Source organism: Janthinobacterium breve (assembly GCF_051380895.1).
Lineage (GTDB): Bacteria > Pseudomonadota > Gammaproteobacteria > Burkholderiales > Burkholderiaceae_D > Janthinobacterium.
Genome location: NZ_JBNYXY010000009.1, coordinates 241,458 through 267,610, shown reverse-complemented (window position 1 = coordinate 267,610; position 26,153 = coordinate 241,458). Strand labels below are relative to the sequence as shown.

Here is a 26,153-nt window from a genome sequence, read left to right as displayed (position 1 = left end):
GCAGTCTAGCGTTGTCAGAACGCATATGACAAGGTCAGGCGTGCGGAACGGGGCTCCACCGGATGAAAATGCCGGTCGCTCACCCCGTCCGCCGCCTCGCCGGGCAGGCGCGAGGCATAGTAATAATCGATGTCGCTGGCGCGTTTATCGAACAGGTTGAACACATCGAGGGCGATGCGCGTCTTGCCGTTGAGCTGATACGCGAGGCGCGCATACGCCAGGGTGGTCGAGGCGGAGCGCACGCTATTGTCCTCGATCAAGGGACGGGGACCGAAATAGCGCAGCTGGAAGGCGCCCGACCACGGCCCCTGGTCCGTCACCGTCACGCCAAACGAAGCCACCTTGCCGATGGCACCGGGGATATGGTTGCCGGCCGGGTCATGTTCCGTGTAGTGCGAGCGCGAGGCGGCCAGGTCCAGGTCGAACAGCAGCCATGGCGCGACTATGTAATGGTTGTTCCATTCGATGCCGTGGCGGTGGCTGGCGCGGCTCGCTTGCGTCTCGCCCGCGTCGCCCACGAACAGCAGTTCCGACGCGAGATCGAGGCGCCACAGGGCCAGCGAGCTTTGCAAGCCCGGCAGCCACTCCGTGCGCGCGCCCAGTTCCATGCCTTTGGTCGGCACCAGGGGCGTGACGGGGGTGGAAGGCGTGCCATCGGGCAAGCGCGTCTGCGTCGTGCCCCGCGCATCGTTGCTATGGAATCCCTTGCCATAATTGACGAAAAACTCCGTCTTGCGCCACGGCCCGAGTATCAATGACAGTTTGGGCGACACCACATGGTCGCTCGCCGCGCCGCTGTTGCCCTCCACGCTGCTGTCGACCTTGAAACGGTAGGCGTCATAGCGCACACCCGCCACCGAACGCAGCCACGGCAGCCATTGCACGGTGTTTTCGCCGTACAGGCCGATGCTGCCCTCGCGCACGCGGTCTTCGCGCAACGTTCCCTGCCGCACCCGTTCCACCGTGCTGTACAAGCCCACGGGCGACAACCGGTCATAGCGCGCCTGCACGCCGAGCTTGTTGCGAATGGAAAATCCTGCCATCTCCGTGGTCCAGCTTTCGCTGGCGTTCACGCCCGCCACCGTGCGCCGCTCGCTTTGCTGGAACTGGTCGCCGGTGGCCGGATTGGCCAGGAAGTAGGTGAAATCGCTATTGAGTTCCAGCTGAGAGCGGATCACATACGCATCGAATTCGAACAAGCGGTTCTGCGTGCGCTGGCGTAAGGCGTAAGACAGGCTGGTGCGCGAGGTATCGCCCCCATCGCTGGGCGCCAGCGAGCCGAAACGGCCGATCTGGCCCGATTCCACGGCGCGCAGCGGCACCTGGTCGGTGGCGTTCCAGCTGTTTTTGTAGGCCATGGCCGTCACGCTGTAGCCGTCGTCCGGCGTGCCCTGGCTGTAGCGCAGCACGCCGCTGACTTTGCGCACGCGCTCCGGCACGTCCCAGGGGCCGTTGTTGCGGTTCACTTCCAGGCCGTACAGCAAGATACCTGGCCCCGCAGCGACGGAATCGGCCACGACGCCGCGCACATAGCCGTGCCGGCCGACGGACACGCTGGCCTGGCCTTGCGGCAATTTATCGGCCAGGCGGATGCGCGCCGCGCCGGCCGAGGCGAAATCGCCCTCGCTGGCAAAATACGGCCCCTTTTTGTAGTCGATGCGCTGCACCAGCTCGGGAATGAGGAAATTGAGGTCGGAATAACCCTGTCCATGCGCGTGCGTGCGCATATTGACGGGCATGCCGTCGACATACGTGGCGAAATCCGTGCCGTGGTCGAGGTTAAAGCCGCGCAAAAAATACTGGTTGGCCTTGCCGTCGCCGCTGTGCTGGGTGACGATCAGCCCCGGCACGAATTCCAGCAATTCGCCCGTGCGCAAGGCGGGCCGGTTGACGATCAAGTCCGTCGTGATGACGCCCTGGCTGGCCGCGTCCGAGGTGCCGACGGCGTTGTCGTAGTGACCCGTCACGCGCACGGTGCGCGTTGCCTCGGCGACGGTGGCGGCGTCCGCTGGCGTTTGCGCCACCACGTGGCGCCCCATGCTCAACAATACCAGTGCACAAGCTGACAGCAGTTTGCGTTTTCTCAATCGCATCGCGTCTCCCCTTTTTATGATGTCAGTACGGGCTCCTACCGGATATATACGCGGCAGGCCGGGTACCTGGATTCAGCAATCTTCAAGGAGCGACCGTGGACCTGAGCGACAGCACCGGCAAGGCGAGCAAAACCGCCACGGCGGCCGCGCGCAAGCGCGACGTGCTGCCGTATATCCTGCTGTACATCCTGCTGGCGGGGCTGCTGGCCGTGCTGGCGGGCGCCCTGCTACCGCCGTACTACCACGCCGTGCCGGCACTGCTGTGGAGCCTGGGCTTTTGCGTCAGCGGCATGCTGCTGGGCTTTTTGTTCGGCATACCGCGCAGCCTGCCTTCGGGCACCGTCAACGTGGCGCCGCCAGACGAGCGGGCCAATGGCAAGGGCCACCCCACGGACGAACCGCCTGCAGCAAACGCCGATGCGGCGACCGGCAACGCCAGCAATACCCTGTTTTTGGGCACGCCCACGCCCATGGAAATCAATTCGAATCTGGTGGAAGTGTCGGACTGGCTGACGAAAATCATCGTCGGCGTGGGTTTGATCGAGCTCAAAAGCCTGCCCGGCAGCGCGCGCAGCATGACCGCCTTCATCGCGCCCAGTTTGGCCACGGACACGCCCACGGCCATGGCGGTGGTGGGCGGCATCATGCTGTTCTTTTCCGTGCATGGTTTCCTGATCGGCTACCTGCTCACGCGCATTTACCTGTCCATCATGATCAAGCGCGCCGACAGCCTCGTCAAAAACGAGTCCGTGCGCCTGGAAAGCGGCAAGGAAATCGAAGTGACGGAACTGAGCCGTTTGCAGCAAAAGTCGCTCGATGACATGCAGGAAGCCATCACGCAGCTGCTGCTGGCCCACCCGCCCGATGGCGCCGGCGCCGTCACGGCCCTGGCCGGCGTGCCGGCGGCGCAAAAGCCGTCCAGCCTGGTGCTGTGGCTGGACGATCATCCGCGCAACAATACCTTGCTGGTGGAACAGCTGGAACGGGAAAATATCAAGGTTGACCAGGCCGTGTCGATGCGGCAGGCGCTGGCCATGCTGCAACAGCGACACTATGCGCTGCTGATCACGGACATGGCACGGGTGGAAAACCGCCGCCGCATCAAGGATGCGGGCGTGCGCACGGTGCGCGAAGCACGGCAAGTGCAGCCGGAACTGCCTATCGTGGTGTATTGCAGCAAGGATACGCTCGCCAGCTACGGCACGGAGGCCCAGGCGGCGGGCGCCCGTTTCATCACCACTTCGGGCACCAGCCTGCTGGCCAGCGTCAACAAACTATTGAACGAAGAACGCAACGATGACGCTCAGCCACCGCCGTAAACATAGCTGCCCACATGCTGCAGCGAACTGCGCTCTGGGTACGCCAGTTGATTCGGCGCAAATACACAGATGCTCGTGTCGGCCAGCAAGTCCTGCGCGTCCGCGTCCGCGCAGGCCTGCGCCAGCCAGCTGTCGCCATACGAGACGCCATCGAGCAACTGCGCCAGCGGCGCGGGCGCCGCCAGCATCGCGCTCTCGAAGCAGGCTGGCTCGTATTGCGTGAGACCCGTTTCCAGGAAGAATGGCGACGGCACGGCGTCGCCATCGTCCGTGTACGTGTACGTGGGCGACAGATAAGCCTGCAGCGCTTCCAGGCTGGCAAAGCGGCCGCTGCAGGCAAATACGTGGACGATGGGCATGGTGGAAGACAAGCCTACAGCTTTTCCATCTTTTGCCGCACGGCCGGGGCCGCCGAGGCCGTCGGCGCCAGTTCCAGATAGGTCTTGTATGCGGCCTTGGCCTTGGCGGCATCGCCAGCCTTGGCATACGCATCGCCCAGGTTCAAATAGGCGATGGCGCGCGACGGGTCCATCCTGACCGTGTTTTCAAACCAGCGGGCCGCTTCGCGGTATTTTTCCTGCTTGTAGAAGACAAAGCCCAGGTTGTTGGCGGCCAGCGCGAAGTCGGGACGCAATTTCAGCGCTTCCGTAAATTGCGCTTCCGCCGCCGCATATTGTTTCTCCTTGTACAGCTGCAAGCCGCGGTCGTTGGCCCGCTGCGCCAGCTGGCGCGTGGAGGTGGGCACGGCGCCCGGCGTGACGATCTTCTGTTCACCGCCCTGCAAATCCTTCACCGTCACGCTGGCCGCTTGCGGCTTGGCGTCCAGCTTGCTGTTCAGGGCGATGGCTTCCGTCGACAGCTGCGTCGTGTTCGGGCTGAGAAATTCCGTTTCGCCCGGCAATTCAAAGACGAAATCGCCTCCTTCCGAGCCGGGCAGGCTGCCAAACGCGGGCGTCTGGTTCGAGACGCTGGCGACGGCCGGCGCCACATAGGCGGCCAGTTCCGTCGCCGTGATGAGGCCATCGCCATTGAGGTCGCCCTTGCCCGCCAGGCCTTGCAGCAGGGTCCAGGTAAACACGGAGTGGCCGTTCGGCCCGCCATCGGCCACCAGCTGGTCGCCGCCGCCGGCCGTCAGCATTTGCCGGCCGATGCGCTTGGCGTTGTCGCGCAAGAAGGAGCTGGAACCGGCACCGCGGGTCAGGCCCAGGCCGCTGTAGCAGGCATCCATGACAAAGAACGCATGCTTGGCGGTCAGGGATTCCGCGATATTCTGGATTTCCGTCATCGGGATCGCATCCGTGGCGAACTGCGCCGGGTCGGAGTCGACGGGCACGATGTAGCCGAGGTCGCGCCCCGAGCTGAGCTTGCGCGTGGCGCCGTGGCCGGCGAAAAAGACAAAGATGCGGTCATTCTTTTGCACGCCGCCATGCGCCAGCTTGTCGTGGAAGGCAGCCAGGATGTTGTTGCGCGTCGCTTCGCCATTTTTCAGGGTCACGACGCGCTCGGGCGCGAATGCAAACTTTTCGATCAGCGTTTCGCGGATGCCCTGCGCATCGCGCACCGCATATTGCAGTTTCGGCCATTTCGCGTAGTCATCGATGCCGATCACCACGGCCCAGGAATTGGCATAGCCGGTCGTCACGGGCACTTTTTCGGGCGCGGGCGCCGTGCTTTTCGCCACCTGGAAGCTCGTGCCATCCCAGCCCGCGAATTGATAGCCTTCGGCGATCAGCTTGTCTAGCACGGCCGGCAAGGCTTTCACCGTGCGTTCATGGATGTCGTGGAACAAAATGATGCCGCGCCCCGCCTTGTCGACGGACGCCAGCACGCGATTCGTGATGGAGCTGGGCACGGGGTCGGCCCAGTCCAGCGAATCGATATTCCACATTACGGATTTCAAATGCGCATCGGCCAGCGCGGCCATGCCTTCGCTGTTGCGCGCGCCATACGGAAAGCGGAACAGCGCGGCCCGCTCGGGGCTGATGGCTTTCAACAGGGTGTCGGTGCCGAGGATTTCGCCTTTCAGCTTCTCGCCCGTCTGTTTCGACAGCTGGGCGTGACTGAAACTGTGGTTGCCCACGGCATAGCCCTCTTGCATCAGCTTGCGGCTCACTTCCGCGCCCGCGTTCAGCTTGGCGTGGCCTTCCGCGTCGAGCGACCCCAGGTTGCGGCCCACGTTGAAGAACACGGCCGGCACGCCATATTGTTTCAAAATGGCGCTGATTTCTTCCGTGTAGCGGCGGTGCGGGCCGTCGTCGAAGGTCAGCACGATGGTTTTCTTCGGCAAGCCCAGGCCAAAGATTTCCGCCTCCTCCTTCTTTGGCGCAGGCTTGGCTTCGGGTATCGTGCCAGCTGACGGCGCGGCCGGCGGCACCGTGTAAGGCACGACGATGCCGTTTTCCTTGAGGATCTGTTCGCGGCTGTAGAGCTTTTTCAGCTGCGCCACGTAATCGTCCCAGCGCTCGCGCTTGAGTTCGATGGCGCGCTGGCCCAGGTTGCCGAAGATTTGCCGGATTTCCTTCTCGTAATTGCGCTCGATCTCGCCCAGCGCATCGAGGTCTTCCGAAATGCGCTTGTGCAGCTTGATCGCCGGCAAGGAGGAATCCTTGGCCACGTCGGCCAGCATGCTTTGCAGCAGCTCGCGGTAAGCCAGGCGGTCCGCGTCGTACAGGCCGGGGTCGGATTCGATATACGTGAGCAGGCTATCGAGCGCCTCGAAGCGGCCCGGATTCGTGGGCGCCGTCAGTTGATCCAACGCAAGATCGAGCTTGGCGATGCGTTCCTGGTTTTCATGGAACAGCGCCTGCCCCACTTTACGCGCTTCGTCGCGCACACCTTCCGGCAAGCTTTGCTCGTCGGCCAGCAGCACGATGATCTTGCGGAAATTGCCCAGCAAGTCGCGGAACTGGGCGGCCACGGCGGCCGTATCCACGGTGGATTGCGACGCGGCGGCCGGACTGCCCGAGGCGGGAGCGCCAGGTGTGGCGTTGGCGGCGGGACGGGTATAGGCGTAAATGCCGGCCCCAGCGGCGAGAGCCACGACGACGGTGGCGGCGATCTTGATCGGCTTGGAAGTCACAGGCTTGTCATTCCCTTCACATACTATGCATAGAATTCAGATGGCGCGGATGCGCAAGATGCATAATTGTAGAGCACGCTTGGTAATTTGATCATCCGCACGCTGAATTTCGGCAATAATATTGTCGCAAACCTCCATAAAAATAGTGAAAACGGAAAAGACGATGCACAAGAAACTCTGCGCAGCCGCGCTGATGCTGGGCGTGGCGCTGATGCTGCTGCAACTGCGCGCGCATGCGGGCGATACGGGAGTAAAGCTGGTGGGACGCGTGTGCCTGCCGCACTGAAGCGCGCCCAAAGGTAGCACTACACCTTGGCCGGCTCCCAGTAATTGGCCAGTCCCAGCTTTTTCAGGCCGGCCGCCACGAAACGCGGCTCCAGCAATTCCTCCGCCGTCAACGGCTGGCGGATCAGCTTTTGTTCCTGCGCAAATGCCAGCACCCTGCGGTAATGGCGGTACACGGCATCGTCGTACAGGGGCGACCAGCGCTCCTTCCACTGCAAGCCCGGATCGTCGTAGCTGCGCCGCACCACGCTGTCGGGCGTGCCATTGCGCGTGCCATCCTTGATGACCGCTTCGCGGTTGCCATCGAGTGCCGCCCAGTGCTGGGCCCGCAGCCAGGCCGTGGCCACCAGTTCCGCGATGTCGGGATGGGCTTGCGTAAAGTCGCGCCGCGCCCACAGTTCCGCGCGCATTTTTCTCTCTGGCAGCCCCTTGCTGGACCAGATGATGCGGCCGATGCCCTTGTCTTCCAGCGGATAGCCATTGATCATGAACAAGGCGTCCACCGCGCCCGTAGCGAGCGCCGCCGTGCCCGGCTTCAAATCCATATTGATCAGGCGGAAATCCGTGGGCGACATGCGCTGGTCGGCGATCAGCTGGCGCAGCCCCAGTTCCCACGGCCGGCCCCGGTGTACGCTGATGCGCTTGCCCTTCAGCTCGGCCAATGACGTGGCGCGCGAACTGGTGGGCACCAGCAGGAACTGGTCCGTGCCCCGCCCCGCCGGCACGATCACCTGCGTTCGCACGCCGCCCGCGTTGAGTATGACGGAGGGCAAGTCGCCATACGCGGCCATATCGATGCGCCCGCTGGCGAACGCCTCGTTCATGGTGGCGCCCGTGTCGCCCGTGACGGGCAGCCATTCCAGCCGCACGCCCCGCTGCTTGAGTTCGCGTGCCAGCCAGCCTTCCTGCTGCACCCGGTAAGCGATGCCACCCAGTTCCGCCCTGCCGTTTTCCGCAAAGCCCGTCGAGGCGATGCGCAGGGCCGCCGGCAACGCCCCCGCTTTCGCCGCCGACACTGCCTGTCCCGCCAGGGGCAGCAGCGCCAGCCCGCCCATCACCGTGCGTCGCCGCATCGCATTCTCCTCATCATCGAACATGGCCACCGTTGACGTGCTGCCCGCTCATGCCGCACGGCGCGTTTGCGCCAGCGCCGCTTCGAAAGGACGGGGATCGATCCAGGCGCGCACGTCGACCTTGCTGGGCAAAAAGTTCCAGCGGAACAGGAAGTCGCTGAAATCCTGCAAGCCCGCGATCGACGTTTCCGCCAGGTCCGTGTCCAGGCGCAGATGCGCATCCTTGCCGTAAGCCACTTGCACCCAGTGCTCGCTGGCATTCGATTCGCGCGCCAGGAAACGCCGCGTCTCGTCCGCATGACCACGCGCCCACGCTTCGGCCCGCAGCACCTGCTCGACCAGGGTGACGACGGAGCTGAAGTGATGCTCCAGCAGGTGCGCGTCGACGCTCAAGGTACGCGGCGTGCCGTTGTTGGCGCGAATCAATGGTTCCGGATGGTTGCCCGTATCGATCACCGTATGCAAGCCGAACTGCTGCGCCAGTTGCGCGGCCGAAGCGCCTTTCAGGAAAATGGCATCCACTTCGCCCCGCAACAGTCCCAGCAGCTCAGGGCTCTGCCCGCCACGCCGCGCCCCGCTGAACAGATTCGTCGTCGCGCCCTGCTCCGGCGGCGCTTCGCTCTGGCCCGCCGCGATCACATAATCGACCAGTTCCACGTCCGCAACAGCCTGCCCTTCCAGGCTCAGCGCATTTTCCAGCCCCCGCAAGGCTTGCGCGCGCGCAAAGTCGATCTGCGCCTTGGCCCACAATGGCAAGCCGAAGCGCCGCCCCTTCAAGTCGCGCACCGTCTGGATGCCGCTGCCGGGCAGAGTCAGGATCAGCTGGGTCTCATCCGACCACGACAGGCCGATCACGCGCGTCTCGCGCCCCGCCGCGCGCGCCCACAGGGCGGGGATGTTGCCGCCGTGGCGCACGGAATTTTGCAGGGTATGGTCGAAATGCGATTCGCGCACGGCTTCCTGGTCAGACTCGCGCAGCGAGCGCAAGCTGGTGCCGTCGGCGCGCAAGGCGGCTTCCAGCCAGCCTTGCTGCAAAGCGATTCCCAGGCCTGTGGGGACGGGGCAGCGCGTGTACCACAGGGTGTCGAGTGCTTGGCTTTCATTGCTCATCTTTTTTCTCCAGGGTGGGTGATCGATCAAGAAAAGGGAAAACTACAGCGCCATCCTGCGCGCCCATTCATTGCCATCCCATGAGCTGCTGGGATCTACATCCTGCGCCACGGGCGCGTGCGTGTCGTCGAGGTCGCTGAAATCCGCATGCAAGCCGTCGCGGATGGCGACAAAGCCCGGCGAACCGCGCTGGCGCGGGTGGGCCAGCGGCACATCCTGCACGCGGCGCACCTTGCCTGGGCGCGCATCGAGCACGACGATGCGGTCGGCCAGATACACGGCTTCATCGATGTCATGCGTGACCATCACCATGGTGATGCCCTCGTCTTGCCACAATCGGCGCAGTTCCTGCTGCAGGCGCAAGCGGGTCAGCGCATCGAGCGCGCCCAGCGGTTCGTCCAGCAGCAGCACATCGGGCCGCCCGACCAGGGCGCGGGCAATCGCCGCCCGCTGCGACATGCCGCCCGACAATTGATGCGGATAAGCATCCGCATAGCCATCGAGGCCCACGCGCGCAATTTCCGCCGCCACGCGCGCGTCGCGCTCGGCCAGCGGCACACGGGTATTGCTGAACGCCACGGCCACGTTCTGTTGCACCGTCAGCCACGGAAACAGGCGGTGGTCCTGGAACACGAGGCCGCGGTGCAAATCCGTGCCACGGATGGGCACGCCGTCGTGCAGCAGCAAGCCCGTGTAATTCGTATCGAGGCCAGCCAGCAGGCGCAGCAGGGTTGATTTGCCGCAACCGGACGCGCCCACGATGGCGACGAATTCACCGGGCGCAATGGTCAGGGAAATGTCGTCGAGCACCAGCAGCGGCGCGCCTTTCAGCGAAAACGACTTGCTCACGTGCTGCACTTGCAAACCGCCGCTCAGGTGCGGCCGCTGCGGCAGCAAGGTCGAAGGGGAAACGAAATCATTCATGACGTACTCTCTGCGGTGGGGGCGAGGGAAGAAACGGCGGCGGGCGGCGCCCGGCGCAGCCAGCGGCTGCCGTGGAACACCAGCCAGGCAGCCAGCCAGGGAGCCAGCCAGATCAGGAATACATTGCGCAAACCCGTCAGGTCGGCCAGGCGGCCCGCCGCCAGCGCGCCAGCCGTGCCGCCCACCATGCCGAACAGGGTCAGGTGGGCGGAAACGCGGGCCTTGTCGACGGGCGCGCGGGCGATATTGTCCGTATTGACGAGGTTATTCACGCCCAGGCCCAGGCCCAGCAGCACGGACGCCCCCAGGTAGGCGATGCTGGAGGGCCACAAGCCCAGGATCAGCAAGGCCGCCATGATGGCCAGGTGCGCGCCGCCATACAGCTGTTCGCGATAGCGGCTGGCCAGCACGAATTGTCCGAGGAACAGCAGCACCAGCACGCAACTGAGTCCCTGCACTGCCATCAGCCAGACGGAGTGATGCGCAGGCCAGTGCAGCACGCGGATGGCCAGCAAGATGGAAAACACGCCCACGCTGGACGCCGTGAAGCTGGCGAGGATTTCGAACAGGTATGTGACGCGCACGACGGGCAGGCGCAGCAGCTCGCGCAGGCTGGCCGCGCCCGGCAGCGAAGTCGCGCTGCCCTGCTGGCGCGGCGCCGTATTATCGGGCAAAGTATTGTTGGGCAATACGTGCCAGCCCAGCACGGCCAAAATGGCGAACATCAGCGCGGAAATCAAAAACCCCGCCTTCAGCCCCAGTTGCGCGATCAGATAATTGCCGCACAAAGGCCCGAGGAACTGCATGCCGAGTATCAACGTTCCCTTGTACCAGCCCGCCTTGCCCTGCCCCAGTTCCGGCAGGCGCACGAGAAACACGGTGCTCATGGCCACGATGCGCAGCGAAATGCACAGACCCACCAAAAACATCAACAGGGCCACCCACTGCCAGCCAGGCAGCCACGGCAGCACGCAAAAAGCCAGCGCCAGGCTCAGGCTGACACCCGCGTACAAGTGCTTCGGATTGCCACGCGACAAGATGTAGCCGGCCGGAATGGTGCCCAGCGCCATGGCCAGGGTTTCCGCGCTGCTGATCGCGGCCAGCTGGAAATTGCTCACGTGCAAATGCAAGCCCAGCAAGGTGGCCAGCACCTTGTTCATGCCGATGGTCACGCCCGACAGCAAGGTCAGGCCGACAAAGCGCAGCAAGAAGGCGCGCAGCTCGCTATCGCGGGCACTGACGGCCGCGTCTGGCTGGAATGGCAGGGATTCACTCACTGCTGCGCCCCTTCACCAGCAGGCGCGCCAGCCGCGCGAACGCCACGTTCATCGCCTGCGCCAGCAAGGCGATCACGAGCACGGCCAGCAGGACGACATCCATGCGGCCCGATACTTCGCCGTTGAGCAGCAGGGAACCCATGCCGGGCCCGGCCGCAAACAGCAGTTCGCCGCCCAGGCAAGCCAGCCAGGCGAACGCCAGCGCATGCGTAACACCCGTGACGATGGCCGGCATGGCGCCCGGCAGCAAAATCTGGCGCAAGGTTTGCCAGCGCGTCAGGGTCAGCACCTGCCCCACTTCGCGCAATCGTCCCTCCACCTGGCGCATGCCCGCATACGTGTTGAGCACGGTAGGATAAAAGGCGGCGATGGCGATCACCAGCAGCTTGGCGCCGTCGCCATTGCCCACCCACAGGCCCAGCAGGGGAATCAGGCCCAGCAAGGGCACCTGCCGGATGCTGTGGAACAACGGGCCGATGAGTCTGTCGGCCAGCGGCGACTGCGCCATCAGCGCGCCCGTGACGATGCCGGCGCTGCCGCCCAGCAGCAAGCCGGCCAGGGTGCGGCCCAGGCTGGCGCGCAAATGCACCCACAGTTCCCCCGTCACGAGCAGGTCGCGCAAGCTGTGCGCCAGGTCGCCCAGCGAGACGAAGATGTAGGCAGCCGCCGCACCCTGGCCGGAAGCCCATTGCCAGGCGCCCAGCAAGGCCAGCGGCAGCAGCGCGCCCTTGAGGATCAAACTCAAACGTTGCTTCATGCTGCCTCCCCACTGCTGTTGCTACGTTTCCAGCGCATCAGCCGCGCTTCCAGCGCGTGACAGGCCCGATCTAGGCCGAAGCCGATCACGCCCGTCAGCACCACGCCCACCATCACCACGTCGAGGCGGAACATTTGCCGGCCCATTTCCATCATCTGGCCCAGGCCGCTGTCGGCGGCCAGCAATTCCGCGCCCACCAGCACCATCCACGAACGAGACAGGGCAATGCGCATGCCCGTCAGCGCGGCCGGCACGATGGCCGGCAAGACGATCAGGCGGATGCGCTGCCAGCGCGAGAAGCAATACACTTGCGCTACCTCAAAGTAGCGCCGCGACAGGTTGCGGATGGCGTCATGCACGGCCAGCGCCACGATGAAGAAACTGGCCTTGGCCACGATAAACACCTTGAAGCTCTCGCCTATGCCGAACAGCAAGATAAACAGGGGAATCAAGGCCACCGTGGGCAGCTGGCGCAGGACATTGAACGTGGGGTCGACGTAGCTGCGCAAGGCAGGCGACAGGCCCAGCAGGACACCAAACGCCAGGCCCGCGCTGGCGCCCAAGCCGAAACCGGCCAGCAGGCGGAACAGGCTGATGCCCAGATGCTGGCCCAGTTCGCCGCTTTCGGCCAGGTCTGCCGCCGTCAGCAGCACTTGCCACGGCGACATCAAGATATGCGCGGGCATCCACTCGAACGTGGTGGCCGCCGTCCACAGCAAGAGCAAGGCGAGCGGCGAAGCCCACACGGACCAGCGCGAGCGCACGAAGCGCTGCAGCCAGGGGATGGCCGCCGCACGCACTGGCGCAGGAGAGCGCGGTGCATCCTTGGCGCGCGGCAAGGCGATGGCGTTGACGAGGGAAGTCATGGCGTCCAGTAAGTTTGCAGCTTCAGCTGCGCCAGCGCCTGGTTGACGAACTGGGGCGCGAACAGGCTGTCGACTTGCAGGGGCCGCGCGATCAGGCCCGCGCTCTTCGCATACGCCGCCTCGCCCACATAATGCTGGCGCAAGCTGGCCGTAAACAACGGCGACCAGCGCGCCTGCCACGGCGTGTGGTCGCCCGCCAGTTCGCGCCGCACCACGCTTTCCACTTGACCAGCCGCCGCCTCGCTGCGCACATATTCATCTTCGCCGCCCGCGCCGGCCGCCCGGTGGTGCTCGCGCACATACGCCGTCACCACCAGCTGGGCCAGTTGCGGATAGCGTTGCAGGAAGCCGCTGTCGGCCCATAGTTCGGCGCGCATCTTCCAGTCCTGCGGCGGCGCCTTGCTGGACCAGATGATCTTGCCCACTTTTTTATCTTCCAGCAGGAAGGCGTCACTGAGGGTGAAGAAGGCGTCCGCGCCGCCCGTCGCCACGGCCGCCGCGCCCGCCTGCGGATTGAGGTTGAGAATCTTGACGTCGCGCAAGGTCATGCCATTCGCTTCCAGCAGGCGGGCGAATGGGTACTCCCATGGCCGCCCGCGGTGCAGGGCGATCTTCTTGCCCTTCAAGTCCTTGATCGAGCGGGCCGTGGAACCGTTCGGCACCACCAGATAGGTGTTATTGGCGCTGCCGCCCGGCAAGATCAGCCGCGTCTGCAAGCCCGAGGCATTGGCGATAATCGATGGCAAATCGCCATACTGCGCCAGGTCGATCGAGTGGTTGGCAAACGCTTCGTTGACCTGCGTGGCCACGGAATTGGTGGTGACGGGCACCCATTCCAGCTTCACGCCCAGCTTGCCCAGTTCGGCGGCCAGCCAGCCCTGCGCGGCCACCTGGGCGGCCGAACCGGCAAACACGGTCTTGCCGGACGGCGCCGTGCGGGCCACGACGGCGATGCGCACGGCGGCCGGCAGCGCTGCTGCCGCCAGCGCGACGGCTGGCGCCAGCAGGCTGGCCGCCACGACGGTGGCGAATACCTTGCGCCAGGTCAAACGTAAGAATTTCAATGACATCTCGGGCCTGTTCTTGAAAGATTTAAATCAAATCGGTGGCAGGCAATAACGACAGCGCACGCGCCGTGTCGATCAGCTTGCTCATCTTCCATTGCTGCAGCAGCACGCCGGGACCGAAATCGCGCGAACCGCCGATGGCTTCGGCCGCGATCTGGATCTTGGCGCCCTCTTCCAGCAGCAGGATGAACTCGGCCAGCTTCAGCAAGCCCTGCTTGCCCCACACCGTGGCGCCGCCATTCGCTTCCAGGATGGCCGTGGCATGCGTATTGCGCGCGATTTCGCCGAGGATGAAATCGACTTCCGGCTGGCGGCGGTCGATATAGATGGGAATTTCGCGGATCAGCTGGAAGCGCTGCACGGGCACATAGCGGATGGGCAGGGTGCGGTGCGTCTGCGCCCACGCGCCCAGCGACGGCGAATGCACGTGCGAGATCGACGTGACCTCGGGCCGCTCGCGGAACAATTTCAGATAGCGCGCGCCGCCGTTGTTCGCATCGCCCACGAGCACCGTGCCATCGAGCGCCAGCACGGCCGCCTTCAAGGGCTGGCCGCGGCGGAACGGGCCCGGGTCGTTGACCACCACCACCTTGTCACCGCCAGGGGTGCGCTCGACGAAGCCCACCGTGCCGTTGGCCGTCAGGCTGCCCGTCTCGCGCAGGCCGTCGAAGGCCGTCTGCGCATCGCGCCGCACCTGTTCCACGAAGGCCAGTTCGGCTACCGTCAACTCCTGCACCTGTACTTGTTGTGCTTCCGCTTGTGCCACGTCCGTCATGTCATGCTCCATTCTTTGAGGTTGAGGTACGAATCAGTCATGCCTCTACTTTCGCAAGACGCGTGCCAGCGGCGGGGCCGGGGGAAATGGTGGAGCGCTGCTGCCTGCGCAACAGCGGCTGCTGACGTGGCAGCAGCGCTGGACGCAGGCGCTGTCGCCAAGCCAGCAAGCGGCGCGGGCACGTTTCCTGCACAGCTCAAGGCTCCCACCACCACGAAGGAATCCCATGACTACCGCACCATCCCCTGAAGTCGATACCGTCTGGTTCACGCGCTGCCCCGTACCCACGGCCACGGGCCTGGCCTACAAGCTTGGCTGGCTGGACGAGGAATTCGCCCGCGACGGCATCGCCCTGAAAACCCTGCAGGAAGTGGGTGGCGAACTGGCGCGCCACCATTACGACCATGGCCTGACCACGCTCGTGCGCGAAGGGGGCAACCTGCTGGCCCTGCCCGCGCGCGCGCAAGGGGCACCCACGCGCCTGATCGGCCTGACGTGGATAGACGAATGGCAAGCCATCCTCGTGCGCCCCGGTTCCGGCATCACCACGCCCGCGCAGCTGCAGGGCAAGCGGCTGGCGCTGCCCGTGTTCCGCGCCGAGGATTTGCGCGAAAACCGACGCGGGCGCAGCATCGCGCGCGGCATGAGCCTGGCCGGCTACAAGGGCGTGCTGGCCTCGGCCGGCTTGACGCTGGACGATGTGCGGCTGGTGGAAGTAGGTGGCGAGGCGGCAGCGGCGCCTAACTTGGGCGCCGGCCTGTGGCAAGGCATCGCGCCGCTCTTGCGCGGCGAAGTCGACGCCGTCTACGTGAAAGGCGCGGCGGCGGCCGAGGCGGCCCGCGCGGCCGGGCTGGAAGTGGGCGTCGATATTGACGCCCTGCCCGACCGGCGCTTCCGCGTGAATAACGGCACGCCGCGCCCGATTACCGTGCATGAAACGATGCTGGAACAGCATTTCGAGCTGGTCGTGCGCTTCTTGACGCAAACCCTGCGCGCCGCCCACTGGGCGCGCAGCCACCAGGCCGACGTGCTGGCCATCCTGCAGGGCGAAACGCGGGCCGGCGCCGACGCCGTGGCCGAAGCCTACCGCGACGGTTTTCACCTGACCCTGGCGCCCGACCTGTCCGACGAGAAGGTGGCCCTGTTCCGCCAGCAAAAGGATTTCCAGCTGCAGCACGGCTTCCTGGACCGCGACGTGGATATCGACAGCTGGATCGATCGCCGGCCGTTGGAAGAGGCGCAGCGGCGGCTGGAAGCGCTGCTGCAGCAGGCGGCATAAAGAAACGGGGCCAGCGCACGAGGTGCGTTGGCCCCGGGTACTACGGCATTATGGCTGTTTAAGCGGCCAAGGCCTCGTGCGGCACGGCGGCCGGTTGCGCCAGCCGCTGTAGCGAGTGAATGGTGGCCGCGCAAGCCGTGGCCAGTTCGACGCCCTTGACCTTGAAGTGCTGGAAGTAGAATTCCTGGTGCTCGTGGCCCGCATGGAAGTGGTGCGGGGTCAGCACGGCCGACAGCACGGGCACGCCTGTCGCCAGTTGCACCTGCATCATGCCGGAAATGACGGCATCGGCGACGAAATCATGGCGGTAGATGCCGCCGTCGACCACCAGGGCGGAAGCGGCAATCGCCGCGTATCGGCCGCTCCTGGCCAGCACTTGCGCATGCAGGGGGATTTCAAAGGCGCCGGCGACGTCGATGACATCAATATCGCTCTCAGCGAAGCCCCGTGCGGCGATCTCCGCGATAAACGACAATCGGCATTGCGCGACGATGTCGCGGTGCCAGCCCGCCTGGATGAAGGCGATACGCTTGCCGGGTACTGCGAGTGACGGTTGTGACATATAAGAAACTCCTGTTTTCAAGAATGATAAAAACAGGGCATGGGATCGAAGGGGATATGACAGGCGCATGAAAGCCACGCCCAACTGCGCATGCAGGCACGCGCGCGCACCGACGGCAACCGCGGGCCGTCCATGCGCCGGGCGTATGCCGGCACCAACACAATGATTCCATCCCGCTCTCTCTTTATCCGGACTATACCGTCGGCCCCGGAATCACACCAGGTCTGCTGACCTTGCAGTCATGGCCCGAAGACCATGCCGGCAAGCGCTCGCGGGCTAGGCACGTTGCCATTACCGCCGGTGGGGAATCGCACCCCGCCCTGAGAACGTTGCGTGGCCAGCGCACCGGGTGCGGCAGCCACGCCCGGCGACTATAGCATATCGCCCCTGCCCCTGCCCTGCGCGGTCAGAACTGCACCGTGTACGAAGCACCCACCGTGCGCCCCTGGCCGATAATCACCGTGTCGCCATTCACGGCGCCCGGCACGAAGCTGGTCAGCGTGTGGTTGCGGTAAACCTTGTCGGCCAGGTTGTTCGCATACGCCGTGATCCGCTGCTTGCCGCCTGGGAGCACATATGACAGGCGCGCATTGGCCAGCGCGAAGCCGCCCTGGTTCAGCAAGCCGCGCGCGTCGCTTTGCGGGTCGACATAGTAGTACTGCTTGGACGTGTAGCGCACGTCGCCGCTGAAGACCAGCTGCGCGCCATTGCCCAACGGGTAGCGGTAGTCGGCCGCCAGCAAGGCCGTCACGTGCGGCGAGCGCACGAATTCATTGCCGGAGCGGTCGCCGCCATTGTTCTGGATGGCGAAATCGTCGAATTCCGTGCGCAGCAGGCCCAGATTGGCATTGATGTGCAGCTTGTCCGTCGGCTGCGCCTCGATCTCGAATTCCGCGCCGTTCACATGCGCCTTGCGCACGTTCTGCAGGTAATTGACGCTTTGCGTCGGGTCGCCGTTGTACACGCCCGTGATATTCACCTGCACGTTCTTGTAATCGTAATGGAAGACGTTGGCGTTGAAATTGAGGCGCCCATCCAGCCATTCGGACTTGATGCCCGCCTCGAACGAGTTCAGGGTTTCCGGCTTCACCGTATTCAGGGCCCGCACGTCCGTGGCACTCGTGTTGTAGCCACCGGACTTGATGCCGTGTGCGTATTTCAGATAGCCGCGCAGGGTGCGGCTGAAGCGGTATTCGGGCGTCACGTCATACGTCAGCGCATTCCACGTGGTGGACGGATTCGACGTGAAGTTGTTGTTGACGACCGAGGCGGCCGTGTAATTGCCACCCCGGACCGTGTTCCACCAGTTCGACGCATCGCCAAACGTCACCGTGTTCGACGCGGCCTGCACGCGCTGCAAATCGAGGTCCTTGGTTTCCGTGGTCCAGCGCAAGCCGAATGTGGACAGCAACTGCTCGCTGAAGTTGACGGTCGTGCTGCCGAAGATGGCCGCGCTGCGCGCCTTGTGCTGGTAGATGGTGCGGTTGTAGCCGACGGGCTGGGTGCTGCCCGCCAGCGCCGGCACGCTGCCGTTGGGCAGGCGCGCGCCAGCCGAATCGGAGTCGATCTTTTCATTGAAGTAGAACAGCCCCGCCACCCAGCTCACGGCGCCGTTTTGCGGCGACGTCAAGCGCAGCTCCTGCGACACTTGCCGGCTGCTCGCCTTCGAGCGGCTACGGCCCACTTCCAGCGGCGTGTTGTCGCTGTCGCCCGTCGCTTCGTTGCGGAAGTTTTCATAGCCGGTGATCGACGTCAGGGTCAGCTCGCCCAGCGCATATTCGAGGTTCAGCTGGGCGCCACCCTGTTTCACGTCGCTGTCGGCCGGCGCATTCGTGCTGACATCATCGGGATTGGTGCTGGGCACGTAAGCGTTGCGGTAGACGCCATTGGCGCCGTAGCTGGCCACGGTGGTGGTGGCGCCCTTGGTGGTGTAATCGCGGTAATGCAGGTTCAGGTTCGCCGTCAGGTCGCGCCCGATCAGGGCCTTGAGCTGGCCGCGGATGGCGCTGTCCTTGAGCTTTCCATCGCGCTCGCCCGTAAACTGGTTGTGGAAGCGCCCCTTGTCCTGCTGCTCCGTGTGGAAAGACAAGCGCCCCGCCAGCACCTCGTCGACCAGGGCGCCGCCGATGGCCCCTTCGGCCACGGTGGTGTCGTAGCTGCCGTAATCGAGCTTGGCGTAGCCGCTGGACTTGAACGAGGGCTTGCGCGAAATCACATTGATGGCGCCGCCCGTCGTGTTCTTGCCCCACAAAGTGCCTTGCGGGCCGCGCAGCACCTCCACCCGGTCCAGGTCGAACAGTGGAAAGCCCGTGGCGCTGGAATTGCTGATGTAAACATCATCGAGGTAAAAGCCGACAGGGTTCGGGAAATCGATTTGCTGCTGGCCCGCGCCCACGCCGCGTATCCACCAGCGCGGACGGCCATGCTGCTGCGTGCCGGCCGAGGCGTTCGGCACGTAATTGAGGATTTCGCTGGCCGAACGGCCGATCCCCGTATCGAGCAGCTCCTTGCCACCGAGGACGGTAATCGCGCTGGGCACCTTCTGTGCCGATTCTTCGCGCTTTTGCGCCGTCACCGTCACCGATTGCAGCGAGGCGCCCTCGCCGGCGCCGTTGGCGTCGACAGCGGCAATGACATCGGCGCCCGGCGCTTCCGCGTGGACCATGCCATGGACGAGCATCAAGCCGCCGATGGCGAAGGCCGAGCGCAGCGCGCGGCGCAGCGGGGTCAGATGAAAGGGAAAGGAAGAGAAGGCGGCGGGGGAAGTCGAACGGCGCATGGGTGGTTATCCTTGAGTAAAGTCAAAACGCGAGATGGTGATGACTGTTATTGCAAGGGACATGCCCGCTGCCGCAGCGCAGCAAAATAGTCGCTAAGTGCTTGATTTAAAAGGAAGACTATCATAATGATAGTGCTGTTGATTTGGCAGCAGCGGCGCCGCCGCGTGCTGCCTGCGCGACAGCAGGCGGTGGCGCTGCTGTCGCGGCAACAGGGGAGACTCAGGCGGCGCGCAAGAGCGCCGCCGTATGCCCGCGCACCAGCGGCAGCACTTCCTCGCCCACCCGGTACGCTTCTTCCAGGTGCGGCGTGCTGGCCAGGATGAAAGCGTCGGCGCCCAGCTGCACCAGTTCGTCGAGGCGTTCGGCCACCTGCTGGTAGCTGCCGACGATGCCTTGCGTCTGTCCGCCGCGCAGCAGGTTGAAGCCGGACCAGATGTTCGGCGCCGTGATCAAGTCCTTGTAGCTGTTCAGGGTGGTCGGACGGTTGCCCCGCTGGCGCGCTGCGCCCACGGAATCGCCGCCATCGGCGCCGAGGAACTGGCGCAGGGTGGCGGCATCGACGGCGTCGAAGCCCTTGCGCACCTCGTCCCACGCCTCTTCTTCCGTGGCGCGGGCCACGATATCGACGCGCACGGCGCACTTGATCTTGCGCCCCAGCAGCGCCGTCTTTTCATGCACGCGGGCGAATTTCTCGCGCAGCTGCTCGAACGGTTCCAGCCACGTCAGGTAGTAATCGGCGTGCTTCGAGGCGGAACCGAGGGCCGCATCGGAGGAGCCGGAAAAGTAAATTTCGGGGAAATCCTGCTCGGACAGGGGCGTGGCCAGGCCGGCGTCTTCCACCTGGTAGAACTTGCCCTGGTAGGAAAATGGCCCGCCGCGCCACACGCCGCGCACCACGTCGAGGAACTCGGTGGTGCGCGTGTAGCGGTCGTCGTGGCCGGCCGAATCGCCCCACCACAGCTGCGCCGGGCCGCCACCGCCCGTGATCACGTTGTACAGGGCACGGCCGCCCGTGGCCCGCTGCAGGCTGGCCGTCATGCGCGCGGCCACCACGGGGTTCAAAAAGCCGGGCTGGAACGGGATCATGAAGCGGAAAGTGCTCGTCTCGCGCGCCAGCAGCGCGGAAATGGCCCACGGTTCATCCGTCATGGGGAAGGACGGGATCAAGCCGCCCTGGAAGCCCGATATCTCGGCCGCGCGGGCGATTTCCGCCAGGTAGTCGATGTAGCTAAAACCGTCGGCGCCGCCGCCACCGAGGCCGGCCTGGCGCAGCTTGTCATTGCCGGGAAACCAGTCGCCACGAAACGGCGTGCGGGCGCGGTGCGAACTCGGTTCGCCATGCGTGGGGATGCGCCAGAAAAAATCGATTGCCATCAAGGTACTCCTTCAGTAGGTTGGATACAGGAACTCAAGCCGCTTGCAGCTGCGCGCTCAAAGCTGCCCGCACGCGTGGCAGCACGTGCTCGCCGATGCGGTAGGCTTCCTCGAAATGGGGGATGGCGGCCAGCACGAAGCTCGACACACCGGCCTGCGCGTAGGCTTGCAACGCCGCGCTGACCTGCGCATAGCTGCCGACCAGGGCGCCATGGGCACCCGTTTGCGCTTGCGCAAAGCCGGGCCAGAACGCGGCAGCATCATCCTCGAACGGAGCATCGTCGGGTAGCCCCGCGCCGCTGCGGTAGCGGCGCGCGTCGCGCAAGGCTTCGTCGAAGGTTTCACGGGCCAGCACGTCGATGCGCAAGCCCGCCGCCACGGCGCGGCCCAACTGGCGCGCCTGCGCTTGCGAGCTGTCGATGGAAGGCTGCAGGTCCGCCACGGGCGCCGCATCAAACACGTGCACATCGGCCTGGCGCGCCGACAGGGCCAGCGCCTCGGGCGACTCCCCCGTCAGGTAGATGCTGTTCACAGGATGGTTCGCCAGCGGCCCCTTGAAGCCGCCGTCCTGCACCTCGAAGAACTTGCCCTTGAAGCTGAACGGCGCAGTACTCTGCACGCCGCGCGCCACCGTGATGAATTCATCGATGCGCGGCAGGATATCGACGTCCGGCGCCGCATCGCCCTGGCGCCGGCGCGCTGCCGCATCGCCGCCATGACCGATTTGCCAGGCGAAGCGCCCGCCCGTGAAGCGCTGGAAGCTGACGGCGTTCTTTGCCGCGTACACGGCCGAACCCCAGGCGGCGTCGAATTCGGCGATCAGTTTCAGATGGCGCGTGCTGCGCGCCAGATAGCCGGCGACGATCCAGCTTTCATCGCCCTGCGTATCGTGGCGTACCTGGATGCCGTCAAAGCCCGACAGGTCGGCTGCGCGGGCGATCTGGTGCAGGTAATCGAAGTAATTGAACGGCGGACGCGCGCCGCGCGGGTCGCTCACGCCTGCCTGCAGGGGACTGGGCGCGCCAGCGGCCCGTTCGCCGCGGCGCGTGATGCCGGGCGCCGCATGGCGGCCATCGCCGCTGGTGGGCAATTGCCAGATGAATTCTATGGTCATGCATGGACTCCTGTCGTGGGTCGAAAAAAGGGCTGCACGCGCATGGTGATCAATGCGCACACAAGCCAGCCCTTTCCTCCTCGCAGAAAACATGCCATGCCGCGTGCGCCCGCCAGCGCCCTTCAGTGTTGATTTGGCAGCAATCCGCTGTACCCACGGCAGCAACGTGCTGCGCGCGCAGCAGGCATAAAAAAGCCGGAGCCGCATCGCTGCGGATCCGGCTCCAGGAGATCCATCAAGCACCTAGTCGATGGCGCCCGCCTTTTTCAAAAAAGTGCGCAAGATGTTGCGGCTCAGATTCAAGTGCTTCGCCGTGCGCACCTGGTTGCGCTCATTGCGCTCCCACGCGGCGCGCACCAGTTCCTGCTGCATGGCCTCGAATTCCACGGCCTCGCCCGAGTCGAGCAAAGCTTGCCACGCACGGGCGAAGCGTTCGGCGGCCAGCAAGTCGTCCTGCCCGGCCGCGCCGTGGGCCGCGTAGGCGATATCTGCTCCGCCGGCCCAGGTGTCCAGAACGGGGACAGCGACAGGCGCGGGAGCTGGAGCGCGGTGCCAGCCCGACAAGCTCAGGTCTTCGGCGCGCACCACGCCGCTGCGGCAGACCAGCAGCGCGCGGTGGATGACATTTTCCAGTTCGCGGATATTGCCCGGCCACGGATACGCCAGCAAGGCTTGCTGCGCGTCAGGGCCCAGCTCCACCTCCCCCAGGTGCAATCGCTGCGCATAGATGGCAATGAAGTGGCGCGTCAGCGGCATGATGTCGCCCGGGCGCTCGCGCAAGGGGCGCAGCGGCAAGCCGATCACCTGCAGCCGGTAGTACAGGTCTTCACGAAAGCGCCCGGCCCGCACGGCTTCGGCCAGATCCACATTCGTGGCCGCGATCAGGCGCACGTCGATGGGGATGGCGCGCCGCGCGCCCAGTCGCACCACTTCGCGCTCCTGCAGCACGCGCAGCAGCTTGACCTGCATCGCCAGCGGCAAGTCGCCGATTTCATCGAGGAACAGGGTGCCGCCGCTGGCCGTCTCGAACCAGCCAGGCTTGCCCTGCTGCGCGCCCGTAAACGCGCCCTTTTCGTAGCCAAACAGTTCGCTCTCGACCAGGGTTTCGGAAAAGGCGCCGCAGTTAATCGCCACAAAGGTCTGCTCGGCGCGCCCGCTCAAGCCGTGCACGTGGCGCGCGATCAGCTCCTTGCCCGTCCCTGTTTCGCCCGTGATCAGCACTGTCGCCTCGCTGGGGGCGATGCGTTCGATCAGTTCGTGCAACTGGCGCGAACGGGGGTCGGCAAAGACAAAGGCCGTGGCGCGCACCAGCAAGCTCATTTGCTGCGGATCGCGGAAGGCGACCAGCGCCTCGCTATCGCCGTCATCGCCCGCGCCGCGGGCAAGGTGGGCGCTGCGCGCGAAATCGCTGCTGAAATTGTGGGCTAAGAGTTCCATGGGCCGACTATACCGCGCTCCAACTCCAGGCGTGAACGAATGGTGCCGCGCTAGCTTATCCGTATTTTGCATATGCGGGGCGTTGGCCCAAACCTTGCATGTTCAGTCATGCACACCATGTCGCCAATCCACCACGGAGCTACTCCCCATGCCAGCACGCCAGCTTGTCCTGAATGTGTTTTTACAACGCCACGGTCACCATCCGGCCGCCTGGCGCCATCCGTCTGCCAGCGCCAGCGGCCGGCCCGACCTGGCCTGGTGGCTGCGCGCCGCCCGGCTTGCCGAGGCGGCCAGGTTCGACAGCTTCTTCATCGCCGACTTCATCGGCCGCGCCGGCGAGGTCACGCCCGACACGGGCCGCGCCGCCATCGGCCTGCCCTTCGAACCGTTTACCCTGCTGTCGGCGATTGCCGCCGTCACCAGCCATATCGGCCTGATCGCCACCGTCAACACCAACTACGAGCACCCGTATCATGTGGCGCGCAAATTCAGTTCGCTCGACCACTTGAGCGGCGGGCGCGCGGGCTGGAACGTCGTCTCCTCGTTTGGCGAACACACGGCGCGCAATTTCGGCATCGATGCACCGCGCAGCCATGCGCAGCGCTATGCGCGCGCCGATGAATTCGTCGCCCTGTCCAAAGCCCTGTGGGATAGCTGGGACGACGACGCCTTCGACCGCCCAGACCGCGCCGGCGGCCAGTTTTACGCGCCCGCACAAGGGCATGCGCTGGACTTTCAGGGCGAGTATTTTGCCTCGCACGGCTTGCTGGACTTGCCCCGCCCCGTGCAGGGCCACCCCGTGCTGGTCCAGGCGGGCAATTCCGAGACAGGGCGCGAATTTGCCGCGCGCCAGGCCGAGATGGTGTACTGCTCCGCCACCTCGCTGCCCGTCGCGCAAGCCTATTACGCGGACGTCAAGAACCGCATGGCGAAATACGGACGCGCCGAAGACCAATTGAAAGTGACGCCGGGCCTGTCGGTAGTGGTGGCGGAAAGCGACCAACAGGCGCAGGACCAGTTCGGCGAACTGCAATCGCTGGTCGACTTCAGCAATCTGGAATTCGGCGGTTTCGACTTGTCCGGCTATCCGCTCGACGGCCCCCTGCCCGACCTGTCCTACGAGGCGGGCGAGAATGGCAAGGGGCGCTTCCAGCAGCAGCTGGAACTGGCCCGCCGCGACAATCTCACCTTGCGCCAGCTGGTGCTGCGCTTTCGCGTGGCGCGCGGCCATTTGCAAGCGATCGGCTCCGTCAAGACGGTGGCCGACCTGATGGAGCAGTGGTTCGTGGAACGGGGCGCGGACGGTTTCAACGTCGTGCCGCCCCTGCTGCCGCAAGGCTTCGAGGATTTTACGCGGCTGGTGGTACCGGAACTGCAGCGGCGCGGCCTGTTCCGCACCGAATATGCAGCCAGCACCTTGCGCGGCCATTTGGGACTGGCGCGGCCCGCCAACCCGCACACGCGGGCGCGGGCCGCCTGACTGGCTACTCCTGGTCCGGATCGAAATGCTTGCGCAAGCCTTGCCAGCACTCGAAGTAGTCCTTTTGCAGCAGTTCGCTGTTCAAGGCGAATGGCGTGGGCTTGAGGATGGTGCGCGTCTCGAACATGAAGGCCATGGTGTCGCCCACCTTGACAGGCGCGGACGTGTCGCTGTGCGACGCCTTCTCGAACGTTTGCGCATCGGGACCGTGGCCGGACATGCAGTTGTGCAGGCTGGCGCCGCCCGGCACGAAACCGGCCGCCTTGGCGTCGTAAACGCCGTGGATCAGGCCCATGAATTCGCTGGCCACGTTGCGGTGGAACCACGGCGGCCGGAAGGTGTGCTCGGCGGCCAGCCAGCGCGGCGGAAAGATGGCAAAGTCGATGGCGCCCAGCAGCGGATTTTCACTGGGTGCCTGCAGCACGAGGAAGATCGACGGGTCGGGATGGTCGTAGCTGATCGAGCCGATGGTATTGAAGCGGCGCAAATCATATTTGTACGGCGCGTAATTGCCGTGCCAGGCCACCACATCCAGCGGCGAATGGTCGAGCGTCGTGCGCCACAAGTGACCGCCGAACTTGGCCAGCAGTTCGCACTCGCCATCGATATCTTCATAGGCCGCGTGCGGCGTGAGGAAATCCCGGCTGTTGGCCAGACCGTTCGAGCCGATGGGCCCCATGTCGGGCAGGCGAAAGGCCGTGCCGAAATTTTCGCACACATAGCCGCGCGCCTGGCCGTCCGGCAAGGTCACGCGGAAGCGCACGCCGCGGGGGATGACGGCGATTTCCTGCGGTTCCAGCTCGATCAGGCCCAGTTCCGTGGCAATCGCCAGCCGGCCTTCCTGCGGCACGACCAGCAGCTCGCCATCGGCCGAGTAAAAGAAACGCTGCATGGCACGGTTGGCCGCATACACGTGGATGGCGCAGCCGCTCATCGCTTCGGCACTGCCGTTGCCTGCCATCGTCTGCCAGCCGTCGATGAAGTCGACCGGCGTGCCGCTGTCGGGCAGCGGCAGCGGGTCCCAGCGCAGCTGGTTGGGCGGCGTGGGCGGCATGGCGTGGAAATCGCTGACGATGCGGGTATGCGCCAACAAAGTAAACGGCGGGTGCTGGCTGGCCGGGCGGATGCGGTACAGCCAGGAACGCCGGTTCTGCGCGCGCGGCGCCGTGAAGGCCGTGCCCGACAATTGCTCCGCATACAGGCCCAGGGGCGCCTGCTGCGGCGAGTTTTGCCCGTGCGGCAAGGCACCGGGCACGGCTTCCGTGGCAAATTCGTTGCCGAAGCCGCTTTGGTAGCCAGCGCCTATCATGCGCTCACCGTCAGGCCGTCGGCAGCGTCGCGCAGCAAGTCCTGCACCACGTCGGCCTGGCCGATGACGCCCATGGCCAGCAAGGCAAAGCGGGCCAGGAACAGCGGCGCGCGCTGCTCGCCCAGGCCACCCATGGTGTGGCACAGTTCGGTATATAAATTATCGAGTTCGATGTCGGTCATATTGTCTCCTT

At 65.0% G+C, this 26,153-nt stretch carries 22 protein-coding genes and 1 riboswitch; of the genes, 4 read left to right on the top strand and 18 right to left on the bottom strand.

Annotated features, from left to right (window positions below; genetic code table 11):
• Positions 1–14 precede the first annotated feature (14 nt).
• Positions 15–2,093: a TonB-dependent receptor gene (locus ACQ4W0_RS19555; protein ID WP_436578262.1), complete on the bottom strand. Its 2,079-nt coding sequence runs from the start codon at positions 2,091–2,093 to the stop codon at positions 15–17.
• 95 nt (positions 2,094–2,188) lie between these two features.
• On the opposite strand from ACQ4W0_RS19555, the gene ACQ4W0_RS19550 reads away from it, so the two are divergent.
• Positions 2,189–3,412, top strand: a complete 1,224-nt coding sequence (locus ACQ4W0_RS19550) for a response regulator (protein WP_436578261.1) — start codon at positions 2,189–2,191, stop codon at positions 3,410–3,412.
• Here ACQ4W0_RS19550 and ACQ4W0_RS19545 read toward each other — a convergent pair.
• Both ACQ4W0_RS19545 and ACQ4W0_RS19540 read right to left on the bottom strand, forming a co-directional pair.
• Complete coding sequence (locus tag ACQ4W0_RS19545; protein ID WP_436578260.1) at positions 3,397–3,783, bottom strand: immunity 22 family protein; 387 nt, start codon at positions 3,781–3,783, stop codon at positions 3,397–3,399. The two genes, ACQ4W0_RS19550 and ACQ4W0_RS19545, sit on opposite strands and share 16 nt — an antisense overlap.
• A gap of 2 nt (positions 3,784–3,785) precedes the next feature.
• Positions 3,786–6,491, bottom strand: coding sequence for a polysaccharide deacetylase family protein (locus ACQ4W0_RS19540; RefSeq protein ID WP_436578259.1), 2,706 nt, complete (start codon positions 6,489–6,491; stop codon positions 3,786–3,788).
• Between the two features lie 163 nt (positions 6,492–6,654).
• Between ACQ4W0_RS19540 and ACQ4W0_RS19535 the strand changes: the two genes are divergently transcribed.
• Complete coding sequence (locus ACQ4W0_RS19535; RefSeq protein ID WP_353656961.1) at positions 6,655–6,777, top strand: hypothetical protein; 123 nt, start codon at positions 6,655–6,657, stop codon at positions 6,775–6,777.
• Positions 6,778–6,796: 19 nt separating this feature from the next.
• Here the strand turns inward: ACQ4W0_RS19535 and ACQ4W0_RS19530 are convergent, their stop codons facing one another.
• Genes ACQ4W0_RS19530 through ACQ4W0_RS19495 form a run of 8 tightly spaced genes read right to left on the bottom strand, consistent with a single transcriptional unit; the run spans position 6,797 to position 14,625 of the window.
• Entirely contained in the window at positions 6,797–7,849 is a 1,053-nt protein-coding gene (locus ACQ4W0_RS19530) for an ABC transporter substrate-binding protein (RefSeq protein WP_436578258.1), read from the bottom strand.
• A 48-nt stretch (positions 7,850–7,897) separates the two neighbouring features.
• Positions 7,898–8,959, bottom strand: a complete 1,062-nt coding sequence (locus ACQ4W0_RS19525) for an ABC transporter substrate-binding protein (protein ID WP_436578257.1) — start codon at positions 8,957–8,959, stop codon at positions 7,898–7,900.
• A 42-nt stretch (positions 8,960–9,001) separates the two neighbouring features.
• Positions 9,002–9,883 (bottom strand): ABC transporter ATP-binding protein, encoded by an 882-nt coding sequence (locus ACQ4W0_RS19520; protein WP_436578256.1) that lies wholly within the window; start codon positions 9,881–9,883, stop codon positions 9,002–9,004.
• The gene (locus ACQ4W0_RS19515) at positions 9,880–11,160 is read right to left on the bottom strand and encodes an MFS transporter (RefSeq protein WP_436578255.1); all 1,281 of its coding nucleotides are present in this window, start codon (positions 11,158–11,160) and stop codon (positions 9,880–9,882) included. The genes ACQ4W0_RS19520 and ACQ4W0_RS19515 overlap by 4 nt, the downstream gene beginning before the upstream one ends.
• Complete coding sequence (locus tag ACQ4W0_RS19510; protein WP_436578254.1) at positions 11,153–11,917, bottom strand: ABC transporter permease; 765 nt, start codon at positions 11,915–11,917, stop codon at positions 11,153–11,155. The genes ACQ4W0_RS19515 and ACQ4W0_RS19510 overlap by 8 nt, the downstream gene beginning before the upstream one ends.
• Positions 11,914–12,783 (bottom strand): ABC transporter permease, encoded by an 870-nt coding sequence (locus ACQ4W0_RS19505; RefSeq protein WP_436578253.1) that lies wholly within the window; start codon positions 12,781–12,783, stop codon positions 11,914–11,916. The genes ACQ4W0_RS19510 and ACQ4W0_RS19505 overlap by 4 nt, the downstream gene beginning before the upstream one ends.
• Complete coding sequence (locus ACQ4W0_RS19500; RefSeq protein ID WP_436578252.1) at positions 12,780–13,853, bottom strand: PhnD/SsuA/transferrin family substrate-binding protein; 1,074 nt, start codon at positions 13,851–13,853, stop codon at positions 12,780–12,782. Before ACQ4W0_RS19500 ends, ACQ4W0_RS19505 begins: the two co-directional genes overlap by 4 nt.
• A 22-nt stretch (positions 13,854–13,875) precedes the next feature.
• Entirely contained in the window at positions 13,876–14,625 is a 750-nt protein-coding gene (locus ACQ4W0_RS19495; RefSeq protein ID WP_436578251.1) for a class II aldolase/adducin family protein, read from the bottom strand.
• Between the two features lie 226 nt (positions 14,626–14,851).
• On the opposite strand from ACQ4W0_RS19495, the gene ACQ4W0_RS19490 reads away from it, so the two are divergent.
• Entirely contained in the window at positions 14,852–15,904 is a 1,053-nt protein-coding gene (locus ACQ4W0_RS19490; RefSeq protein WP_436578250.1) for an ABC transporter substrate-binding protein, read from the top strand.
• 58 nt (positions 15,905–15,962) lie between these two features.
• Here ACQ4W0_RS19490 and ACQ4W0_RS19485 read toward each other — a convergent pair whose 3' ends face one another.
• The 5 genes from ACQ4W0_RS19485 to ACQ4W0_RS19465 all read right to left on the bottom strand — a co-directional run bounded on the left by ACQ4W0_RS19485 (position 15,963) and on the right by ACQ4W0_RS19465 (position 23,171).
• A complete protein-coding gene (locus ACQ4W0_RS19485; protein WP_436578249.1) occupies positions 15,963–16,466 on the bottom strand; it encodes a 6,7-dimethyl-8-ribityllumazine synthase in 504 nt (167 codons plus the stop codon).
• Positions 16,467–16,637: 171 nt separating this feature from the next.
• Positions 16,638–16,798: riboswitch (FMN riboswitch) on the bottom strand.
• A 74-nt stretch (positions 16,799–16,872) separates the two neighbouring features.
• Positions 16,873–19,245: a TonB-dependent receptor gene (locus tag ACQ4W0_RS19480; protein ID WP_436578248.1), complete on the bottom strand. Its 2,373-nt coding sequence runs from the start codon at positions 19,243–19,245 to the stop codon at positions 16,873–16,875.
• Between the two features lie 220 nt (positions 19,246–19,465).
• Positions 19,466–20,620: an LLM class flavin-dependent oxidoreductase gene (locus ACQ4W0_RS19475; protein ID WP_436578247.1), complete on the bottom strand. Its 1,155-nt coding sequence runs from the start codon at positions 20,618–20,620 to the stop codon at positions 19,466–19,468.
• Positions 20,621–20,654: 34 nt separating this feature from the next.
• Entirely contained in the window at positions 20,655–21,734 is a 1,080-nt protein-coding gene (locus tag ACQ4W0_RS19470; protein WP_436578246.1) for an LLM class flavin-dependent oxidoreductase, read from the bottom strand.
• A gap of 243 nt (positions 21,735–21,977) precedes the next feature.
• Complete coding sequence (locus ACQ4W0_RS19465; RefSeq protein WP_436578245.1) at positions 21,978–23,171, bottom strand: sigma-54 interaction domain-containing protein; 1,194 nt, start codon at positions 23,169–23,171, stop codon at positions 21,978–21,980.
• Between the two features lie 148 nt (positions 23,172–23,319).
• Here ACQ4W0_RS19465 and ACQ4W0_RS19460 point away from each other — a divergent pair, with 148 nt between their 5' ends.
• Positions 23,320–24,651: an LLM class flavin-dependent oxidoreductase gene (locus tag ACQ4W0_RS19460; protein WP_436578244.1), complete on the top strand. Its 1,332-nt coding sequence runs from the start codon at positions 23,320–23,322 to the stop codon at positions 24,649–24,651.
• 4 nt (positions 24,652–24,655) lie between these two features.
• Here ACQ4W0_RS19460 and hmgA read toward each other — a convergent pair whose 3' ends face one another.
• Positions 24,656–25,960: a homogentisate 1,2-dioxygenase gene (gene hmgA / locus ACQ4W0_RS19455; RefSeq protein ID WP_436578243.1), complete on the bottom strand. Its 1,305-nt coding sequence runs from the start codon at positions 25,958–25,960 to the stop codon at positions 24,656–24,658.
• A complete protein-coding gene (locus ACQ4W0_RS19450; protein ID WP_436578242.1) occupies positions 25,957–26,142 on the bottom strand; it encodes a hypothetical protein in 186 nt (61 codons plus the stop codon). The genes hmgA and ACQ4W0_RS19450 overlap by 4 nt, the downstream gene beginning before the upstream one ends.
• Between the last annotated feature and the right edge of the window lie 11 nt (positions 26,143–26,153).

Excerpts from the sequence above, each read along its gene's own strand:
- ACQ4W0_RS19555 (WP_436578262.1), bottom strand. The coding sequence starts at position 2,093 with ATGCGATTGAGAAAACGCAAACTGCTGTCAGCTTGTGCACTGGTATTG.
- ACQ4W0_RS19535 (WP_353656961.1), top strand. The coding sequence starts at position 6,655 with ATGCACAAGAAACTCTGCGCAGCCGCGCTGATGCTGGGCGTGGCGCTG.
- ACQ4W0_RS19530 (WP_436578258.1), bottom strand. The coding sequence starts at position 7,849 with ATGCGGCGACGCACGGTGATGGGCGGGCTGGCGCTGCTGCCCCTGGCG.
- ACQ4W0_RS19525 (WP_436578257.1), bottom strand. The coding sequence starts at position 8,959 with ATGAGCAATGAAAGCCAAGCACTCGACACCCTGTGGTACACGCGCTGC.
- ACQ4W0_RS19520 (WP_436578256.1), bottom strand. The coding sequence starts at position 9,883 with ATGAATGATTTCGTTTCCCCTTCGACCTTGCTGCCGCAGCGGCCGCAC.
- ACQ4W0_RS19510 (WP_436578254.1), bottom strand. The coding sequence starts at position 11,917 with ATGAAGCAACGTTTGAGTTTGATCCTCAAGGGCGCGCTGCTGCCGCTG.
- ACQ4W0_RS19505 (WP_436578253.1), bottom strand. The coding sequence starts at position 12,783 with ATGACTTCCCTCGTCAACGCCATCGCCTTGCCGCGCGCCAAGGATGCA.
- ACQ4W0_RS19500 (WP_436578252.1), bottom strand. The coding sequence starts at position 13,853 with ATGTCATTGAAATTCTTACGTTTGACCTGGCGCAAGGTATTCGCCACC.
- ACQ4W0_RS19495 (WP_436578251.1), bottom strand. The coding sequence starts at position 14,625 with ATGACGGACGTGGCACAAGCGGAAGCACAACAAGTACAGGTGCAGGAG.
- ACQ4W0_RS19490 (WP_436578250.1), top strand. The coding sequence starts at position 14,852 with ATGACTACCGCACCATCCCCTGAAGTCGATACCGTCTGGTTCACGCGC.
- ACQ4W0_RS19485 (WP_436578249.1), bottom strand. The coding sequence starts at position 16,466 with ATGTCACAACCGTCACTCGCAGTACCCGGCAAGCGTATCGCCTTCATC.
- ACQ4W0_RS19480 (WP_436578248.1), bottom strand. The coding sequence starts at position 19,245 with ATGCGCCGTTCGACTTCCCCCGCCGCCTTCTCTTCCTTTCCCTTTCAT.
- ACQ4W0_RS19475 (WP_436578247.1), bottom strand. The coding sequence starts at position 20,620 with ATGGCAATCGATTTTTTCTGGCGCATCCCCACGCATGGCGAACCGAGT.
- ACQ4W0_RS19470 (WP_436578246.1), bottom strand. The coding sequence starts at position 21,734 with ATGACCATAGAATTCATCTGGCAATTGCCCACCAGCGGCGATGGCCGC.
- ACQ4W0_RS19465 (WP_436578245.1), bottom strand. The coding sequence starts at position 23,171 with ATGGAACTCTTAGCCCACAATTTCAGCAGCGATTTCGCGCGCAGCGCC.
- ACQ4W0_RS19460 (WP_436578244.1), top strand. The coding sequence starts at position 23,320 with ATGCCAGCACGCCAGCTTGTCCTGAATGTGTTTTTACAACGCCACGGT.
- hmgA (WP_436578243.1), bottom strand. The coding sequence starts at position 25,960 with ATGATAGGCGCTGGCTACCAAAGCGGCTTCGGCAACGAATTTGCCACG.
- ACQ4W0_RS19450 (WP_436578242.1), bottom strand. The coding sequence starts at position 26,142 with ATGACCGACATCGAACTCGATAATTTATATACCGAACTGTGCCACACC.